Below are 16,353 nucleotides of genomic sequence, written 5' to 3'. Positions count from 1 at the left end.
TAGTTTCTCGCTGAATTTAAAAACCCTGCCGTTTGGTGGGGTTTTTTATTTATCGGCAAAGTGCTTATAACTAGTGATCCCTATTGTTTGGGTTGACTCGTTATGTGTTCTAAAGCAGAGATGAGATGCTGATTAATGTCTTCTGCTAAAATTGATACTATTAATAAGCAATGGTATTGCAGCGCAAATTGTGCGGAGTAACAAATGAAATTCGTTGATGAAGCGGTAATAAAAGTTCAGGCTGGTGACGGCGGCAACGGCGTAGTCAGTTTCTGGCGTGAAAAATTCATTACCAAAGGCGGTCCAGATGGTGGTGACGGCGGTGACGGTGGTGATGTTTATATACTGGCTGATGAAAACCTAAATACACTGATTGACTACCGTTTTCAGCGTTTTTACGACGCTGAGCGCGGAGAAAATGGGCGTGGTGCGAACTGTACTGGCAAGCGTGGTAAAGACAAAGTATTGCGCGTTCCTGTTGGTACACGTGCGGTTGATATCCATACTAATGAAGTGATCGCTGAAGTCGCTGAGCATGGCAAAAAGGTGATGATTGCTAAAGGTGGTTGGCACGGTTTAGGCAATGCTCGTTTTAAATCGTCGGTAAACCGTGCTCCTCGCCAGAAAAGTATGGGTACTAAAGGTGAAGTGAGAGAAGTGCGTTTAGAGCTACTTCTGCTTGCTGATGTCGGTATGCTTGGCTTGCCTAATGCTGGGAAATCAACCTTTATTCGTGCCGTATCGGCAGCAAAACCTAAAGTGGCTGATTATCCTTTTACAACCTTGATCCCAAGTTTAGGTGTCGTGAGTGTCGTCCCTGAAAAGAGTTTTGTGGTTGCTGATATTCCCGGGTTGATTGAAGGTGCTGCGGAAGGTGCTGGGCTAGGTATTCGATTCCTGAAACATCTAGAGCGTTGTCGAGTATTGCTGCACATGATCGATATCATGCCTGCAGATCAAAGCGATCCTGTTCAAAATGCATTAACGATCCTTGATGAGCTTGAGCAATACAGTGAGAAATTGGCTCAAAAACCACGTTGGTTAGTGTTCAATAAAACCGATCTCATGCCAGAGCAAGAAGCCAATGTAGTGATTCAAAACGTTTTGGACGCACTGGGATGGGAAGATCAATACTTTAAGATTTCTGCTATTAATCGTCAGGGTACCAAAGAGCTGTGCATGAAGTTAGCTGACTTTATGGAAACCTTACCTCGTCAGCAAGAAGAGATTTCTGAAGAGCAAAAAGTGGAATTTATGTGGAATGATTACCACAAAGATGCCATTGCCAATCAACCGATCATTGACGAAGATGACGACGACGATGATTGGGATGATGAAGAAGACGACGGTCATGTTATTTATGTCCGTGAATGATCCACTTGATGTTTAACGTTAGTGAGCCGCAATCTTGATTGCGGCTTTTTTTATATTCTAAATCATATCGTCACGACACATTTTGTTGCAAACTAGGCCTTAGATAAATCAAGGCAGTTAGGAATGGAATCATGACATCCAAACAACGAGCAATTTCACGTTTGATTGCTCAAGCGGGTCAAATGTTACTCGCACATGGTGCAGAAAGTACTTTGGTTGGCGATATTATGCGACGTATGGGGCTGGCTTCTGGTATGGATGAAGTGGAAGTCTCGCTCTCTGCGAGCTCATTAGTGGTGACTACCGTTTATCATCAGCATTGTATTACCACCGCTCGACGCTGTGCTGATCGAGGCATTAACATGCGAGTCGTGACCCAGATCCAGCGTATTTGTATTTTGATGGAGCGAGGCTTACTCGATTACTCGATGGCACAGCACAAACTTGAACGAATAACGCCAGAGCGTTATAACCGATGGTTAGTGGTGGTGATGATCGGCCTGTCATGCGCGGCGTTTAGTCGCTTGGCTGGTGGTGATGGAATCGTGTTTCTAATGACCTTTATCGCTTCTGCCATCGGCATGATGGTGCGCCAAGAGATTGGTCATCGCCAATTTAACCCTTTACTTAATTTTGCGGCGACAGCGTTTGTCACGTCACTCATTTCTACTCAAGCGGTGATCTATCAGCTTGGTAATAAACCAACCATCGTGATGGCGTCTTCAGTATTAATGCTGGTACCGGGCTTTCCATTGATCAACTCGGTTTCTGATATGCTGAAAGGTTACATCAATATGGGTATCGCTCGCTTTGTGATGGCAAGCTTACTGACCTTAGCAACCAGTTTAGGGATTATTGCCGCGATGAGCGTGACGGGAGTGTGGGGATGGTAGCGCTGGTGAGTTGGGATTTATTACTCGGGTTAATCAACGATATGTTGTTTGCCTCGATTCCTGCTGTTGGGTTTGCGTTGATCTTTAATGTCCCAGTCCCAGCATTAAAGTATTGCGCTTTAGGAGGCGCGATCGGTCATGGATCGCGTTATTTGATGCTGCATTTTGGTATTCCGATTGAGTGGGCGAGTCTGTTTGCGGCAGGGATTGTGGGTATGATTGGTGTTCAGTGGTCGAGACGATTTTTGGCTCATCCTAAAGTCTTTACCGTAGCAGCATTAATTCCTATGGTTCCCGGTGTATTTGCTTATAAGGCAATGATTGCGATGGTAGAAATTCACCATTTAGGCTTTAAGCCTGAGCTGTTTGCGAGTTTAATGGAAAACTTCTTAAAAGCGATGTTTATCATTGCGGGATTAGCAGTTGGCTTAGCAATACCCGGGCTGTTATTCTATCGTCGCAAACCCATTGTCTAGAAGCTTAAGCAAAAGTAGGAATAGAAAGATGATCATCAGTATGATTGCCGCGATGGCAAACGAAAGAGTGATAGGTAAAGACAACCAAATGCCGTGGCATTTACCCGCTGACTTTGCTTGGTTCAAACGGTGTACTATCGGCAAACCGGTGATCATGGGACGAAAAACTTATCAATCGATTGGACGTCCTTTACCTGGGCGTCACAATATTGTCATCAGCCGAGATCCCGAATTGGTGATCGATGGGGTTGATGTTGTCTCTTCACTGGACGCTGCCTTGCTTAAGGCGGGGGCGGTCCCTGAGGTGATGATCATTGGTGGTGGCAGTATTTACACGGAATGTTTACCTCAAGCCGATAAACTGTACATCACGCTGATTGATGCTCAGTTCATCGGCGATACTCATTTCCCCAATTGGGGAACGAATTGGCATGAATATTACCGTGAACATTACTCGGCGGATGACAAAAATGCTTATTCAATGGACTTTATCATCTTAGAACGCGAGACTGAAAAACCTAGAACCTAGAACCTAGAACCTAGAACCTAGAACCTAGAACCTATGACTTAGACTCTAATGCTGGCTGCTTAAAGACCTGTTTATCTTCCCAACGTAACATGGTCAGCGGCCCGCCCCATACGCAGCCAGTGTCTAAGCCAATTACGTTTGGACTGAAGTAGCCCTCTAGCGCTGCCCAGTGGCCAAAAATCACCGTTTTTTCTAATTCAATCCTTTGGGGTAGGGCAAACCAAGGCATCAGCTCGTGGCTACTCACTTGAGCGGGGGGAAGTTTACACGCCATATCAAGACGCCCATCAAAAAAGCAAAAGCGCATGCGAGTGAAGGCATTAATGATATAGCGATAACGCTCAATCCCTTGTAAATCGTCATTCCATAAGTCCGGAGTATTGGAATACATATTGGTGAGTAACCATGGCCATCGTTGGCTACGTAATACCGTTTCTACCTCGTGGGCAGCTTTTCGAGCGGTCTGTAAATTCCATTGGGGTGAGATGCCCGCATGAGTGAGGACAAACTCGGGGTGTTCTAACAAGAGTGGCCATTGGCGAACCCAATCTAGTAGCTCATCAGCGTCAGGCGCAGCAAAAATGGCCACTGTTTTATCTTTGTTTTTGGCTGGATGAATGCCCAGTGATACGGCTAATAGATGTAAATCATGATTGCCGAGCACCGTTTTTGCAGCGGGTCCTAAGTCACGAATAAAGCGCAGTGTTTCTAGTGATTTTGGGCCGCGCGCGACTAAATCACCAGCGAGCCATAAGGTGTCACTAATAGGATGAAAGTTGACTTGTTTGAGCAATAGCTGCAGTTCATCTAAACAGCCTTGAATATCGCCGACAATGTAATTTGCCACACAAACTCCCTTAATTCAGTACGTTGGGAACGGCTAGGCGAAAAGGGTCTATTTCAGCTAGAAAAGGTTCACCGAAGCTGTTGATCATTCCATAATGGCCTTGCATGACGCCAACCGGCGTTTCTAATGCCGTGCCACTGGTGTAGGTATACTCATCATTGGCGGCAATAACGGGTTGTTCTCCAACGACGCCTTCCCCTTCAATCCGCATCTGTTTTCCGTTAGCGTCGGTCACTAACCAAGAGCGACTGATAAGTTGTACGGTTTCGGTACTGAGATTTTTTATGGTAATAAGATAAGCAAAAACGTAACGGTGCGCTTCAGGATGGGATTGTTCTGGCACGTACTTAGTTTGAACCTGAATCTTGATACAAGGATGAGTAATATCCATAAATACTCCTGATTCGGATGACAAAACGAAGAAAATATAGGATGGCACATTGGCCATCCTAGTCTATTTATGCGGGTTGAGTATTCTGAGCATCAAGCCAATTTGCCATCGATACAAACTGCTGCAAGGTCAGGTTCTCTGGACGCATCGTTGAGTCAATCGCAAGCTGTGCAAAGGTCTCATCATCCAATAACCCTTTATAGCAGTTACGTACCGTTTTACGGCGTTGATTGAATCCTTCACGTACGACACGATCCAACCATTTTAAACTCGTTGCAGGATGCGGTAGTTCTTCGTAAGGCAATAAACGAACCACCGCAGAATCGACTTTAGGTGGCGGAACAAAGGCACTCGGTGGGACTTCTAATACCGGAACAACTTTACAGTAGTATTGTGCCATGACGGTTAATCGACCATACGCTTTGCTACCCGGTCCAGCCGCTAAACGGTTGACGACCTCTTTTTGTAGCATAAAGTGCATATCTTGAATTTCTTTGTGAAATTCAAATAAATGAAACATCAGCGGTGTCGAGATGTTATAAGGCAAGTTACCAAAAATACGCAGTTTATTATTCGGTTTAACCAATTGCTGAAAGTCAAAACGCATGGCGTCACCTTCGTGAATCGTCAACTTGCTCGATAATTCAGGATGGTTGCGTAAACGCTCGGCTAGATCACGATCGAGCTCGATCACCGTAAACTTATCAACTTCACGGCCTACGGGCTCTGTAATGGCTCCTAAACCTGGGCCAATTTCTACCAAATTTTGACCTGGTAAAGGATTAATAGCGGATACGATTCCATCAATAATATAAGGATCGTTTAAAAAGTTTTGACCAAAACGTTTACGCGCTTTGTGCCCTAAATGGACATCATTTCTCATAGTGTTCTCAAAGTTATTGCGTTTTTTTATCAACTAATTCAATTGCTTGATCGAGAGCGGTTTTAAAACTGCCCACATCGGCTAATCCCGTTGCGGCTAAATCGAGCGCTGTTCCATGGTCTACCGAGGTTCGAATAAAAGGTAAGCCTAAGGTAATGTTAACTGAACGACCAAAGCCTTTGTATTTTAGTACAGGGAGAACTTGATCGTGATACATTCCTAAAACGGCATCCGCTTTTTGCAAATATTTTTCGCTAAAGATGGTATCTGCTGGTAAAGGGCCCACTAAATCGATACCTTGTCGGCGAAGTTTTTCCAAACTTGGGGTGATGGTATCTATCTCTTCATGACCCAATACCCCTTCTTCTCCTGCATGAGGATTAAGACCGCAAACATAAATTGTCGGCTGAGCAATCGCAAATTTCTCGACCAAATCATGGTGAAGAATACGAATGATGCTTTCTAGACGTTCAGCCGTTATCGCAGCAGAGACCGTTGCCAATGGTATGTGTGTGGTCACGAGAGCGACGCGTAGTCCTTCCGTTGCCAGCATCATTACCACTAATGGGGTATTGGATAGCTCGGCAAAAAACTCCGTATGACCACTAAAAGCGACGCCTGCGCGATTAATCACGCCCTTATGCACTGGGCCGGTGACAATAGCATCAAATTCACCATTCATACAGCCCAATGCCGCTCTTTCTAGCGTTTTTAATACATAATGACCGTTCGCGGAATTGAGTTGTCCAGCAATGACCTGTTCTGATACGGCAATTGAGTCAACCAGCAAATACCCCGCTTTTTGCGGTGTGGCTTTTTGATCGGGCTGATAATCAAGTAGCTTTACTGCAATTCCCAGTGCTTTGGCGCGCTCTGCGAGCATCTGTTTATCGGCGCAAATTACCAGTTGATGTGGCCAATCATTTTGCGATAGTGCCAGTACTAAATCAGGTCCGATACCGGCAGGTTCTCCGGCGGTGACTACGATACGTTTAATCGTCATCTTGCTCATCCTGTAGGATTTCAACAAAAGCACCGGCGCGCAGCTCTTGTAGCCAAGTACTGGCTTCTTCATTGAATTTACGGTTAAACAAAATGCGATAAGCTCGATTTTTCATTGCGGCATCAGTACGGTCAACTTCGCGGCGATCCAAGACTTCCACAATATGCCAGCCGTGTACGGTTTTAAAGGGTTCACTAATTATTCCAACCGGAAGTGTCTCGATTTGATGTTTAAACTCAGGAACATACAGTTCAGGTGTTTGATAACCTAATTCGCCATTTTGCGCTGCAGAGCCTGGGTCTTGGCTATATTGCTGAGCTAATTCAGCAAAGCTGGCTTCGCCAGCATTGATGCGACGTACTAAATCATTAAGTTGATTTTTGGCACCTTCATCGCTCAAAATAATCGTTGGTTTAATCAGAATGTGACGTGCATTGACTTCCGTCACCGCAACCGTTTCTAAGCCTTTGATATCATCAATTTTTAGAATGTGGAAACCGACACCACTGCGAAATGGGCCAATAATACTGCCTTTATTTTGCATTTTAATTTGGTCGGCGAAAATCGTCGGCATTTCTTCTTTACGCATCCATCCCCAATCTCCCCCTTGTAGTGCCCGTGGGCCTTTTGAATAGGTGATGGCCATGGTGCTAAAGTCTGCGCCTTGGTTGAGTTCAGCGACTAACTTATTGGCTTGTGCTTCAACCTCGGATTTGTCTTGTCCATCGTTAAAACGCAGTTGAATATGGCTGATTTTATATTGTACGGTCGCGCTGGTTTCTTGAGCGAGCAGCTCTGCCAAGGTATCGACTTCGGCTGGAATAATGTTAATACGACGACGTACTAATGCGTTACGTGCTTCGCTGGCGGCGATCTCTTTTCTGATCTGTTCACGAAATTCTGGGTAAGTTAATCCTTGTTCAGCAATCGATAAGCGAAGTTGTTCCGGTGTTTGTTGATTATTGTGAGCAATCTCGGTAATCGCGTCATTTAGGGTATTGTCATCAATACGTACCCCAATACGATCGGCTTCTTGCTGTTGCAAAGTATCGACAATCAGTTTTTCGATGATTTGTTCACGCAAAATATTTTCAGGGGGGAGTGTTTGCTGGTTTGTTTTTGCATTCGCTCTTACTGTTAGTAAGGCGCTGTCTATATCGCTTTGCAAAATCACCCCACTATTCACAATCACGGCTACGCGATCAAGCTCGATGGGTTGAGCTTGCACCGTCGCAATACTCACTAAGCTGGTTAACGTATATAAAGCCAATGTCCACAGTTTCATTAGAAATCCTATTCATTATCGAGCGTTAATCGTTGTTGCTCACGGTCATTATCCCCTTTCTACTTGAAGCTACAGCGATGTTGGCTACGTTCGTGCACCGCAATTACATAGTCTGTCTATGCTCATGGAGACTCACTTACCGCCTACTTGCAACTTCAAGTGGTTTGGGTATATTCGAAAAATTCAGAGTTTTTTAGGCTAGATGCCCAAATTTACTGCCTTAATTATTTAAGAAAAACGGGCGTCCATAACCCAAGGAATTATCAGAACTTTTAATTCCAGCCATACTTTCACTGGAGCTCACTTTGGTGCCAAAGCCGATAATACCAATGTTAAAACTAAAGTTATTTTCATAGTTTGGATCTTCGAAACCCAGATAATTGCCACTTGGGGTTCTATTCCAATCTTTTAACTGATTACTGTAAGAGAAACCCATGTACCAGCAATCAGAGGTATAGCGAATGCCCACTAGCCATTCCAGTGCTTCATTGGTCGTCATGTCGTAAAAATACTGTCCAGTGACATGCCACTTATGAGAAAGCTGATAGCCGCCAAGTAGGCCTGCTTGAGATATTCCTCGTCGAGTAATACTGCTCACCGGAATACTGTCGCCCACCGTATCTTCGATATACTCTTTGGTAACATAACGATAATTGGTTTGTAGGTAGCCGCCGTTAAAGCGGTATTCCAACGTACTGTTGGCCAATTGCATCGCACTGGTGTCGATGTCGTACTGAATACCGCCGTGATAAAAGAGAAAATCATCATAATTAAAATCCATTTCTACGGCCCAAGCGGAATAGTTCGATTGAGTATCTTCCACTTGGCTACTATCGGTATTGCTTGATTTTAAACCTTTATCGATATAGAAAATTTGTCCAAACGCGATGTTTAATCGTTCTTTGTATTGGTCATCAAAAAACCGTGTTGATGCGCCGTAGCTAACTTGATTGGCGGCAGAGATAAAATCTACTCCGCTGTACTTTCTACTTCTGAATAGGCCGTAGTAATCAGTTTGTAATAATGTCGTATCATAACGTGCGATGTTTTGTTGGTTTTCTTTTGGAACATACAAGTACTGAACTTGTGGCTCAAGCGTTTGGGTATAGCCATTAAATAGCGTGGTGTCTCGTTCTAAGACGATACCGGCATGCGTTCTGAATTCAGGAATAACCCGCGACACGCTCTCTTCTAACTCTTGGTAATCACTACTGATCACGCCAGATAAATCTTGTTGGTAATAGGTTGCCAACAGCCTTGCTTCTGTGGTCCATGTTCCCCATGTGTTTCCTAGCGGGATGCTAATGCCGGGTTCGATATGGGCACGAGTTGCCGAAGGTTTACCGATTGCATCGGTTTCAAAACGTGAAATGTGGCTTTTAATGTCTAAATCTAGATAGCGCAGCAGCTCTGGTGCATAGTAGTTAAAAGCGACTTGCGGCATTAATCGATAGGGGAGGTTATCTTTATCGGTTAATACTTGAAAGTCTCTTGCCAACAATGAGGTATCCCAAGCCGAAGAGCGGTAAGTCACTCGTGCTTGCTGCATCAGTTGGCCATCTTCTCGATTACCAATCCCTGAGCTTAAATCGGAAAAATACTCGACATCACTGACACGGGAGTAATCCAGATCCAGTTTCCATGCTTGTTGATAAATACCATCGTGGCGATATTGGAAACCCCAACGTTTCCCTTGTTCAGGATGAAGTTCATCATCAGGTAAAAATTCGCCTTTAAGGCTACCTGAACCAAATTCGGTGAGATAACGAAACACGGTATTCAACTGAGTTCCGCGATTATCCATATAACGCAGGGTGGTTTCTAAATCGTAGTTAGGCGCTAAATTCCAATAAAAAGGAACTGAGATTTCAAAACCATCACGTGAACCATAGGAAATATCTGGATAGAGAAAACCCGTTTTACGAGTATCACCAATCGGTACGGTAAGATAAGGTAAATAGAACACGGGGACGTTTTGTATTTCTAAACGAGGATTATAAAACGTCGCTTGTTCAGCGTCTTGGTCAACGTCAATACTTGAGGCACGCAAACGCCAAGCGCTATCACCTTCTGGACAAGAGGTAATTGAGCCATCTTCAATCTCATAAATGGCTTTACCGGTTTTGGCGATATAAGCCGCATGACCGCGACCCGGTTGACATAAAAACTGATATTGGGTGTTCTCTAATGTGATTTGATCAATATTGAGTTGATTGGTCACTCTATCTGAGGTTGCTTTGACTTGGCCATCACTAAAGGTCACATTACCTTCGGCCACAACAATATTTTCTTGTTGATGGAGTGTCACATTATTAGCGCGGATCTGTTTTTGTCCTTGTAAAACGACGACATCGCCAGAATAAGTGGCGCGCTGACCACTAATTGCTTCTAGCTTATCCGCTTTGACCTTGATAGGCTGTGGATTCGGATTTTCCGACTCGGGTTCATTCACTAGGCATTGATCAAGAGTGGGCAGTTCCTGCACACTGTTATCCACCGTTGCTTCTGCTTGAGTCTGTGGCGCAAAGAGCGCGGCGCTGATCGAAGCGGCTAAAAATGTGCGGGAAAAACGTGACATCGAGTTGTACTATCCTGTTGTTCTGTTTGATTCCGACTTTAAGAGTGTTAAGTCAATAAAATGCTTCCTTATCATAAAGGAAAATAACGCTCCCGGCACTATCAGACCACAGCACACCTAAAAAATTCATAGATTGAGAGCACATAATGCATATTTTTGGCAAAATTCTTGGCGCTTTCTTTGGCCTGCTATTTGGCGGCCCATTGGGCGCAATCTTTGGTCTATTTCTTGGCCACCAGTTTGATAAGGCTCGCTATCGAAGCCAAAACCCGTTTGCTAATGGGCAGTTCAGTTCAGGACCAACACAAACCGAGAGGCAAGAAGAATTCTTTAAATCTGCTTTCGCTGTGATGGGACACGTTGCCAAAGCGAAAGGTCAAGTCACCCAGCAAGAGATTCAATTAGCCAGCATCATGATGGACAGAATGAACTTGCATGGTGACCAGCGCCGCGCTGCACAAGATGCTTTTCGCGAAGGTAAAGAAGCCGACTTTCCTTTGCAACAAACATTAGAAAATGTCCGTTTTTTTACGGGTGGTCGATTTGATTTAATGCAATTCTTCCTTGAATTACAAGTTTCTGCTGCCTTTGCTGATGGTGATTTACACCCTAGCGAACGTCAGGTTTTACATAAAATTGCTCAGGGACTCGGATTCTCATCGGATCAGCTAGAGCGCCGTTTACGTATGCAAGAAGCGGCATTTCGTTTTCAGCAAAGTGGTGGTTTTACCGGTCAGCAGGGCGGGTCATCGGGTTCAAGTCAATGGCAGCAACCCTCTAGTCGAGATAGATTGGCGGATGCCTTTTCTGTGCTGGGTGTCAATCAAGATGCGGATGTACAAACCATTAAACGGGCCTATCGTAAATTGATGAATGAGCATCACCCAGATAAATTAATGGCTAAAGGCTTACCCCCTGAGATGATGAACATGGCAAAAGAGAAATCACAAGAGATCCAACATGCTTATGATTTGATAAAGAAAGAGCAGGGGTTTAAGTGATCGCGTTTCTTTACGCTGATTGAAGGCGTAACGATTAGTGCTAGTAAGGCTTATCTTTGAGAGGGATAAGCCTTTTTACTCACCATTGAATCACCATAAAAAAAGCCCAGTCAATGACTGGGCTTTAAAATTTGGCTCCTCCTGCTGGGCTCGAACCAGCGACCTGCGGATTAACAGTCCGTCGCTCTACCAACTGAGCTAAGGAGGAACAGATTTTTAATAATGGTGCCGACTACCGGAATCGAACTGGTGACCTACTGATTACAAGTCAGTTGCTCTACCTACTGAGCTAAGTCGGCATTAATAACGGATGACGTATCATCAGTTAATAATAGTGGCTCCTCCTGCTGGGCTCGAACCAGCGACCTGCGGATTAACAGTCCGTCGCTCTACCAACTGAGCTAAGGAGGAACAGATTTTTTGATAATGGTGCCGGCTGCCGGAGTCGAACTGGCGACCTACTGATTACAAGTCAGTTGCTCTACCAACTGAGCTAAGCCGGCTCACTTTATCAGTTAAGATACTGGTTGCGCGTGCACCAATCTCTATCAGAATATGGTGCCTCGAGGCGGAATCGAACCACCGACACGAGGATTTTCAATCCTCTGCTCTACCGACTGAGCTATCGAGGCAACGGGGTGTATTAAACGAGTTTTCCGATCCTTCGTCAACAGTAAAATGCAAAAAAAAACTCGTTTGCTGATTTTCTATACTTAGTGGGCTGTTTTTATCCATTTTTGTTTAGAAAAGCTAACAGAAACAGCGGTAAATTCTTACCTATCCTTCGACTTAACGTCTTTATCGTGTCGCTAATCGGATAGGGAAGAATTGTTTGATTAAGCTCAAGCTGGGACAAGTGAATGGTTTGCGGTTAAACGTTGTCCGCGATAAAAGTTTTTTAATCGCGCAAAAAGGAAACCACTTTGTCTTCTCGGTAAGGTGTAGAACAGAGTATCGACTGATGAGTTCAAACCGTTTCTCTACTATGGAACAGGGCAGAGGGAATCGAGTGATGGTCAGTGATGTTTAGATAAAGAAAAGCCCAGTCAATGACTGGGCTTTGAAAAGTGGCTCCTCCTGCTGGGCTCGAACCAGCGACCTGCGGATTAACAGTCCGTCGCTCTACCAACTGAGCTAAGGAGGAACAGCTTTAATATGGTGCCTCGAGGCGGAATCGAACCACCGACACGAGGATTTTCAATCCTCTGCTCTACCGACTGAGCTATCGAGGCAATAAATGGTGCCGACTACCGGAATCGAACTGGTGACCTACTGATTACAAGTCAGTTGCTCTACCTACTGAGCTAAGTCGGCGCACTTAATTTATTGCTTGTTGTTACTGACTACAGCACCAACAATAAAATTTGTGGTGCCCGGAGGCGGAATCGAACCACCGACACGAGGATTTTCAATCCTCTGCTCTACCGACTGAGCTATCCGGGCAACGGAGCGCTATTAAACGGATTTTCCCTCTGTACGTCAACCACTATTTTAAAAAAAAATAGAAAACTGGTTTAAGTGTCGCTATTTTAGGCAAGTAGGGCGTGAAAGATTACTTCGCGTTAAATTCTCGTTTAAATTGAGTTACTTTTTCTAAGTAGCGCCGTGCTTCCGCATTAGGATGACGGTTGGTCAAAGCCCAATACACCTGATTAGGTTGTAGGCTATTTAAATTATTCATGGCTCGCTGTCGATCTTGATGGAATGTTCGCAGAACACCGCCAGCGCCTCCGTTGTAAGCAGAAATCATGCTGTACTCAAGAGAAAGAGGATGACGGACATCTTTCAAATAACGGTTTTTGAGTAGATAAAAATAGGCGGTACCGGTATCTATGTTATTTTCTGGATTAAAGAGGTATTCAGGCGTTGGTTCACCGGGTTTATTTTTTACCAAGTTAAACACATCCCGTCCCGCAGTTTTCGGCACCACTTGCATCAAACCATAAGCGTTAGCCCAACTGACCGCATAAGGGTTGAAGCTACTTTCTGTTTTGATGATCGCGTAAATAAGATCTTCCGGAATACCATATTTACGGGAAGCTCGGCGAACAATGTCGGCGTATTGGTAGCTACGGATCTGCATTTGATCCGCGACCATCGGAATTTCAACATAATAGGCTTTCTTAAAATCAACTTGTTTGACTTTGAGGTGATGAGCAATCAGGTAATCGGCGTAGCGGTTGGCACGCCAGCGCCACTGAATGGGTTGCTTATCTTGGTCGACAACTTGTTGGTATAAGAAAGGTTGTCCTTTTAGCTCAATGTTTTGTGATGAAAAAAGATCGACGCTAGCCGGATCGTCAGGCGTTAATAACGTGGTGATGATCGCTCTTTTTAAGTGTCCTTGAGGATCCGTGGGTGAGATGGTTTCAACCAATATTTTACCATCACTAAAATTGACTTCCGTTCGGCTAAGGTAATTATCGATGTATTTTACGTAATTACTTTTACCAGCAATTTTGATTTCTCGGCTACCCCAGCGGCGTTCGATATTGCCAGAGAAACTGAGGATCAAGCTATCTAATGCGGCGGTGTCTTTTTCAAATTGCCCGGGTAATTGAGCGAGATTTTTTGCAAAACGGTTGGTTGGCTCATAATCCACCGCATAGAAACGTTCAACAAACTCACGACTGCAGCCGACTAAGAGTAAGAGTGTGGTTAAACAGTACAGTGATTTTTTCATCGCTTTCCCAGGCAAATCAATTTCCCTGCTGATTTGATTTTGCAGCGAAAATAAACAGCTGCAAGATCAAATTGTCTAGAGATTATCTGTGAAACTCAAGCTTGGCTTGGTGGAGTATAACCTTCAATATGGACCTCTTTACCTTCGAAGAGGAAATTGACCATTTCATTTTCGAGAAATTTGCGGTGTTCAGGATCCATCATATTGAGTTTTTTTTCATTGATCAGCATAGTTTGTTTGGTTTGCCACTCTGCCCAAGCTTGCTTACAAATATGATCAAAAATACGTTTACCCAGCTCTCCAGGGTAGAGCTGAAAATCCAAACCGTCAGCTTCTTTCTGTAATCGAGCACAAAATACCGTGCGGCTCATAATGACTTCCTCTTAATCGTTTACGGATGAATTTCAAAGGGTAAACTGTGCAACAACTGCTTCACAGGGGCTGCTAAGCCGATTTCTTCAGGCTGTTGTAAGTTATACCAAAGACCTTTCGTTCCTTCCATGATGATGTCTGGTTTATGAGTCAGTTCCAATAGAATCGGGGTAATATCTAAATGGTAATGACTAAAAGTATGCCGAAAGGCAATTAATGGGCGCTGAGATTGAATGTGGTTATCTTGTACAGCACGATGCGCTAACGTTGTTTCAATCTGCTGATCGGTATGTTGTGGAAAACAGTATAATCCGCCCCAAATCCCGACTTGTGGGCGTTGTTCAAGCCAGACTTGACCCTGATGATAAAGAATGACAAACCACGTTTGCTTGACTGGTTTGTCGCTTTTCGGTTTTTTACCAGGATAATCTAAGGGGTTACCTTGTTGCTTGGCAATACATAAGGATTCCACTGGGCACAGTGTACATTTTGGCTTGCTACGGGTACAGATCATCGCTCCCATGTCCATCATCGCTTGATTGTATTTGTCGACATCGACGCTTGGGGTCTGTTGCTCCGCATGCAGCCAAAGCTGGTTTTCAACGATTTTCTTTCCCGGCCATCCATCAACAGCAAAGCAGCGAGCTAGGGTCCGTTTAACGTTGCCATCTAAAATAGCATGCGGCTTTTTAAACACTGAAGAGAGCACTGCCGCTGCTGTCGAGCGACCAACACCAGGTAACGCATTCATCGCCTCCAGCTCGGTTGGAAACTGGCCTTGATACTGATCGACAATGATCTTTGCAGTTTTATGTAAGTTCCTCGCCCGAGCGTAGTAACCAAGGCCGGTCCAATAGTGCAGCACTTCGTCTTGTTGAGCCGCCGCTAAGTCAGCAACACTAGGAAAACGTTCAACAAAGCGCTGGTAATAAGGGATCACGGTGGTTACTTGGGTTTGTTGCAGCATGATTTCTGATAGCCATACCGTATAGGCCGTTTTATTTTGCTGCCAAGGCAGATGCTTTCGCCCATAGGCGTCATACCAAGTCAAAATTGCGGAAGCGAATGGAGTCACGACATGCTCTGTAATAATAAAAATAATGAATCAAAATTGCACCACAGAATGCCCGTCGAGTACAACCGATAAATTATAAGGGTATCTTTAAGGTTTCAGGTGATCGTTCTAGTGAAGCGCTAGACTATAATAACACTTGCATGGCAAGCAATTCTTTGGATAATCACACTCCCTTTGAGTGAAGACGAAAAAATAGACAGGCAATCGCAATGAGTGAAGTTACCACCAATCAATTGACAGAAGATGGCAAAGTGCTACGTAGAATCCGTAGTTTTGTGCGTCGTGAAGGTCGACTAACCAAAGGTCAAGAAGCGGCGATGAAAGCCTGCTGGCCAACCATGGGGATTGATTATCAAACCGAGTTACTGGATTGGGCTCAGGTGTTTGGTAACCAAAATCCAGTGGTGTTAGAAATTGGGTTTGGCATGGGAGCCTCATTGGTTGAAATGGCAAAAAATGCCCCACATAAAAATTTCATTGGTATTGAAGTGCATAGCCCTGGTGTTGGCGCTTGTTTGGCTTCCGCCCGCGATGCTGGTGTGACTAACTTACGAGTGATGTGCCACGATGCGGTTGAAGTCTTTGCGAACATGATCCCTGATAACAGCTTGGCGACGCTACAACTGTTTTTCCCGGATCCTTGGCATAAAAAACGTCACCATAAGCGCCGTATTGTGCAGTTAGAGTTTGCAGAAATGGTGCGACAAAAACTGATCGTTGGCGAAGGGGTGTTTCATATGGCAACGGACTGGGAAAATTACGCTGAGCATATGATTGAAGTGATGAATCAAGCACCTGGTTATCGTAATCTCGCGCAGGAAGGGGATTATATTCCACGTCCAGAAGAGCGCCCGTTAACCAAGTTTGAACAGCGCGGCCATCGCCTAGGCCATGGCGTATGGGATATTAAATTCCAACGAGTGAGTTAACCTGTCCTACCAGTTTATGCTGGACAAGTATCAA

Annotated in this window: 15 protein-coding genes and 9 tRNA genes; 6 read left to right on the top strand and 18 right to left on the bottom strand. The window is 44.6% G+C overall.

Going from position 1 to position 16,353, the window contains the following annotated elements; translation table 11 throughout:
• Window positions 1-204 precede the first annotated feature (204 nt).
• The 4 genes from cgtA (at window position 205) to folA (ending at window position 3,272) form a co-directional block, all read left to right on the top strand.
• On the top strand, window positions 205-1,374 hold the full coding sequence (cgtA, locus tag CAG58_RS16335; RefSeq protein WP_161425477.1) for an Obg family GTPase CgtA: 1,170 nt from the start codon (window positions 205-207) through the stop codon (window positions 1,372-1,374).
• A gap of 131 nt (window positions 1,375-1,505) precedes the next feature.
• The gene (locus CAG58_RS16330; protein ID WP_004396077.1) at window positions 1,506-2,267 is read left to right on the top strand and encodes a threonine/serine exporter family protein; all 762 of its coding nucleotides are present in this window, start codon (window positions 1,506-1,508) and stop codon (window positions 2,265-2,267) included.
• Between the two features lie 2 nt (window positions 2,268-2,269).
• Window positions 2,270-2,743 (top strand): threonine/serine exporter family protein, encoded by a 474-nt coding sequence (locus tag CAG58_RS16325; RefSeq protein ID WP_161425480.1) that lies wholly within the window; start codon window positions 2,270-2,272, stop codon window positions 2,741-2,743.
• Window positions 2,744-2,771: 28 nt separating this feature from the next.
• Window positions 2,772-3,272 (top strand): type 3 dihydrofolate reductase, encoded by a 501-nt coding sequence (gene folA, locus CAG58_RS16320; protein ID WP_161425476.1) that lies wholly within the window; start codon window positions 2,772-2,774, stop codon window positions 3,270-3,272.
• 31 nt (window positions 3,273-3,303) lie between these two features.
• Here the strand turns inward: folA and apaH are convergent, their stop codons facing one another.
• The 6 genes from apaH to lptD all read right to left on the bottom strand — a co-directional run bounded on the left by apaH (window position 3,304) and on the right by lptD (window position 10,259).
• Complete coding sequence (gene apaH / locus CAG58_RS16315; RefSeq protein ID WP_161425475.1) at window positions 3,304-4,119, bottom strand: bis(5'-nucleosyl)-tetraphosphatase (symmetrical) ApaH; 816 nt, start codon at window positions 4,117-4,119, stop codon at window positions 3,304-3,306.
• A gap of 10 nt (window positions 4,120-4,129) precedes the next feature.
• Window positions 4,130-4,510, bottom strand: a complete 381-nt coding sequence (apaG, locus tag CAG58_RS16310) for a Co2+/Mg2+ efflux protein ApaG (protein ID WP_161425474.1) — start codon at window positions 4,508-4,510, stop codon at window positions 4,130-4,132.
• Window positions 4,511-4,577: 67 nt separating this feature from the next.
• The gene (gene rsmA, locus CAG58_RS16305; RefSeq protein WP_154169254.1) at window positions 4,578-5,393 is read right to left on the bottom strand and encodes a 16S rRNA (adenine(1518)-N(6)/adenine(1519)-N(6))-dimethyltransferase RsmA; all 816 of its coding nucleotides are present in this window, start codon (window positions 5,391-5,393) and stop codon (window positions 4,578-4,580) included.
• A 13-nt stretch (window positions 5,394-5,406) separates the two neighbouring features.
• On the bottom strand, window positions 5,407-6,396 hold the full coding sequence (gene pdxA / locus CAG58_RS16300) for a 4-hydroxythreonine-4-phosphate dehydrogenase PdxA (RefSeq protein WP_161425473.1): 990 nt from the start codon (window positions 6,394-6,396) through the stop codon (window positions 5,407-5,409).
• Window positions 6,386-7,681, bottom strand: coding sequence for a peptidylprolyl isomerase SurA (gene surA / locus CAG58_RS16295; protein ID WP_161425472.1), 1,296 nt, complete (start codon window positions 7,679-7,681; stop codon window positions 6,386-6,388). Before surA ends, pdxA begins: the two co-directional genes overlap by 11 nt.
• Window positions 7,682-7,901: 220 nt before the next feature.
• Complete coding sequence (lptD, locus tag CAG58_RS16290; RefSeq protein WP_154169250.1) at window positions 7,902-10,259, bottom strand: LPS assembly protein LptD; 2,358 nt, start codon at window positions 10,257-10,259, stop codon at window positions 7,902-7,904.
• Between the two features lie 146 nt (window positions 10,260-10,405).
• On the opposite strand from lptD, the gene djlA reads away from it, so the two are divergent.
• Window positions 10,406-11,260: a co-chaperone DjlA gene (gene djlA, locus CAG58_RS16285; RefSeq protein WP_158144308.1), complete on the top strand. Its 855-nt coding sequence runs from the start codon at window positions 10,406-10,408 to the stop codon at window positions 11,258-11,260.
• Between the two features lie 132 nt (window positions 11,261-11,392).
• Here djlA and CAG58_RS16280 read toward each other — a convergent pair.
• From CAG58_RS16280 to mutY, 12 genes are all read right to left on the bottom strand, one after another.
• Window positions 11,393-11,468 (bottom strand) — tRNA-Asn (locus tag CAG58_RS16280).
• 15 nt (window positions 11,469-11,483) lie between these two features.
• Window positions 11,484-11,559, bottom strand: a tRNA-Thr gene (locus tag CAG58_RS16275).
• A gap of 36 nt (window positions 11,560-11,595) precedes the next feature.
• Window positions 11,596-11,671, bottom strand: a tRNA-Asn gene (locus CAG58_RS16270).
• A gap of 16 nt (window positions 11,672-11,687) precedes the next feature.
• A tRNA-Thr gene (locus tag CAG58_RS16265) sits at window positions 11,688-11,763 on the bottom strand.
• Between the two features lie 53 nt (window positions 11,764-11,816).
• A tRNA-Phe gene (locus tag CAG58_RS16260) sits at window positions 11,817-11,892 on the bottom strand.
• Window positions 11,893-12,328: 436 nt separating this feature from the next.
• Window positions 12,329-12,404: transfer RNA gene (locus CAG58_RS16255), tRNA-Asn, on the bottom strand.
• Between the two features lie 12 nt (window positions 12,405-12,416).
• Window positions 12,417-12,492: transfer RNA gene (locus CAG58_RS16250), tRNA-Phe, on the bottom strand.
• A gap of 6 nt (window positions 12,493-12,498) precedes the next feature.
• A tRNA-Thr gene (locus tag CAG58_RS16245) sits at window positions 12,499-12,574 on the bottom strand.
• 53 nt (window positions 12,575-12,627) lie between these two features.
• A tRNA-Phe gene (locus CAG58_RS16240) sits at window positions 12,628-12,703 on the bottom strand.
• A 109-nt stretch (window positions 12,704-12,812) separates the two neighbouring features.
• Window positions 12,813-13,943: a membrane-bound lytic murein transglycosylase MltC gene (gene mltC, locus CAG58_RS16235; RefSeq protein WP_004396067.1), complete on the bottom strand. Its 1,131-nt coding sequence runs from the start codon at window positions 13,941-13,943 to the stop codon at window positions 12,813-12,815.
• 95 nt (window positions 13,944-14,038) lie between these two features.
• The gene (locus CAG58_RS16230) at window positions 14,039-14,314 is read right to left on the bottom strand and encodes an oxidative damage protection protein (RefSeq protein ID WP_004396066.1); all 276 of its coding nucleotides are present in this window, start codon (window positions 14,312-14,314) and stop codon (window positions 14,039-14,041) included.
• A 20-nt stretch (window positions 14,315-14,334) separates the two neighbouring features.
• Window positions 14,335-15,390, bottom strand: a complete 1,056-nt coding sequence (gene mutY / locus CAG58_RS16225) for an A/G-specific adenine glycosylase (RefSeq protein ID WP_161425471.1) — start codon at window positions 15,388-15,390, stop codon at window positions 14,335-14,337.
• Window positions 15,391-15,599: 209 nt separating this feature from the next.
• Here mutY and trmB point away from each other — a divergent pair, with 209 nt between their 5' ends.
• Entirely contained in the window at window positions 15,600-16,319 is a 720-nt protein-coding gene (trmB, locus tag CAG58_RS16220) for a tRNA (guanosine(46)-N7)-methyltransferase TrmB (RefSeq protein ID WP_158144306.1), read from the top strand.
• Window positions 16,320-16,353 lie beyond the last annotated feature (34 nt).

It is taken from the genome of Vibrio sp. V31_P5A7T61 (genome assembly GCF_009904895.1).
In the GTDB taxonomy this organism is placed as follows: Bacteria; Pseudomonadota; Gammaproteobacteria; order Enterobacterales; family Vibrionaceae; genus Vibrio; species Vibrio metschnikovii.
This window is presented reverse-complemented; position numbering and strand designations above follow the sequence as displayed.